At 41.0% G+C, this 2,580-nt stretch carries 1 pseudogene; it reads left to right on the top strand.

Features of this window, described 5'->3' with window-relative positions:
- Positions 1–114: 114 nt before the first annotated feature.
- Positions 115–2,580: pseudogene (locus ACFIM8_RS08945) on the top strand (hypothetical protein); the annotation flags it as partial.

Raw genomic sequence — 2,580 nt, 5'->3', positions numbered from 1 at the left:
CACACTCTAAGCAATGATTCTCTACTCTAAGTTCCAAAGAGATCAATAATGCTAAAATGTGTCTTTTTTATGTTTTGAAGGTGTTTTTAAGTTTTTTTCATTGGAGAGTTTGTTATGAAAAAAAAATATTCCACACCAAATTTAATTAAAGTTATCTCTCTTAGTACGGTAATGGCCACACTTTTATCGAGTGTTTCTCCTGTTTTTGCGGCGAATCTCTCAATAACAGGAGAGATAATTAGAAGCACAAATAGTGTTAATGTTATGTATCCGCGTGGTAGTCATGGGAGTGTTGTTTTTTCTGGTGATGATGACTTCTGTGGTGCAGACAACGTTGTTGGTCGTGGCGGCAAACAACAACAAGGAATTGCTGATAATCGACGAATAACCGCAGAGCAACAATATAATAGATTTATTACTGATCAAGCGTTTAATGGTCGTCATCCTTATGGTACGACCACTGAACAGGTGATTTGGACTGGTGATGGATACACGGGTAGCACTAATGGTAAAGTTTTGGGTGGTTATATAGGGGGAAGTACTGGTGGTTTTACTAATGCATTGCCTGAGGCTTATGGTGCTTATTCTTTTGCAACAGGGTGTGGGTCTGCAGCGACGGGTAATTATTCAACCGTTTTTGGTTCAGGTGCGACAGCAAAGGCTGGAGGAGCGCAAGCCTTTGGTGTTTCCGCACTTGCAGGTGGTATAGCAAGTATTGCTATGGGCGTGGGATCAGAGGCGTCGGGGAAATCTTCAGTTGCTATTGGAGGGCTTGCAACTGCATTAGGTACAAATAGTGTTGCTTTAGGTACAGATGCTGAAGCTTTGGGGGCAGGTGCTATTGCAATAGGGGGCAGGCACTTTGAAAAAAACGCAGATAATCCTGTCGGAAAAGTAATCGCGTATGCTGAAAATGCGATTGCTATAGGTACGCAAGCGTATGCTGTAACGGAAAATTCGGTTGCCATTGGTGTAAATTCAAAGGCGCTTGTTAATGATGGTGTTGCTGTAGGTGGAGGATCTATCTCTGATAGAAACAAGAATGTTGCTGGTTATGATCCTACAACAGGTAAAGAGACAACAAAAACCGGTATAGCATGGAAAAGCACAACAGGAGCTTTTAGTGTAGGAGATGTAGGTGGCGTGGGTAATGGTAAGCTAACACGACAAATTACCGGTGTGGCTGCGGGTAGTGAAGATACTGATGCAGTGAATGTTGCACAGTTAAAAGCGTTGCGAGATTTGGCGTCAGGAGTTTGGAAACTCTCTGCTAACGATACCGATCCTACAGACGTAAATCCAGGCAGTACAATAGATTTTTCAGTGAAAAATAGTGAAGTAGGAAAAGATAACTTAAAAATTGCAGAAAATACTGCAGAAAGTAAGCATAAAATTGAATTTACTTTGAGTGATACTCTCAAACTTACAAGCGTCATTACAGGCAATAGTACGATGAGTGATGATGGCTTTGTGATTAAGGACGGCCCTAGCATGTCTGGGGGTGGTATTGATGCTGGGGGTAAAAAGATTACAGGAGTGTCTGATGGCACTGGAGCGAACGATGCCGTTAATTTTTCACAGTTAAGCAAAATCAGTGAGAGTCTTTCGTCCACAGCGAGAAATCTGGAAACGGCTATGGCGAATACATCAAAATATTTTGGTGGAGGTGCAGGAGTTGCTGGTTCTGCCATGACGGGACCAACTTATAACTTATCCAAGATTGATACAAAGGGTAATATAACAGAGGGCTCTTTTAATGATGTTGGGAGTGCTTTTGCCGGTCTTGATACAAATATCAAGCATGTGAATGCACGGATTAAAGAAGTTTCTGAAGGGATAGCACAGGATTCTTTGTTATGGAATGATGAAGCCAATGCCTTTGTAGCGCGTCATGAGAAGAAGCAAGAAGAAAAAGGCAGAGCTGTAAGGAGACAGGAAAACAGTAAAATTACGTTTCTAGATAGTGGTGAGATCAGCGTTAAATCAACGGATGCTGTCAATGGTAGTCAACTTTATGCAATGGGTAACACACTTGCATCCTATTTTGGTGGTGGTGCTGGTTACGATGAAGAGAACATATGGAGAGATCCAGATTTCAAGATCAAGCAGTTTAGTGAGGATGGTACTTCTTTTGACAAGAAATATACGAATGTAGCGGATGCACTTGCAGGAGTTGGAAGTTCTATCACGAATGTTCAGAATAAATTGACTGAACAGGTTAATAATGTAATTACCAAAGTGGAAAGCGAGAGCTTTGTTCAGCAAGATAAGACAACGAGTCGTCTCACTATTGGTGCAAAAGTAGGTGGCACAGAAATCAATATTGCAAATGAAAACGGTGCGGATCGGATAATTTCTGGTGTTGGGGAAGCAAAGAACAATAATGATGCTGTTAACAAAAGCCAGCTTGATAGCAATATCAAGAGTGTCAATGATAATGTAACAAATAAGTTTAGCGAACTTACTAAAAACATAACGAATATTACTCAGCAAGTTAAAGGTGATGCTTTGTTATGGAATGATGAAGCCAATGCCTTTGTAGCACGTCATGTAAAGAACAAAGAGAAAGATGGTCAAGTT

This window comes from Bartonella sp. AC535YNZD (assembly GCF_042196625.1).
In the GTDB taxonomy this organism is placed as follows: Bacteria; Pseudomonadota; Alphaproteobacteria; order Rhizobiales; family Rhizobiaceae; genus Bartonella.
The sequence above is the reverse complement of the archived record's forward strand: the minus strand, read 5'-3'. Positions and strand labels throughout refer to the sequence as shown.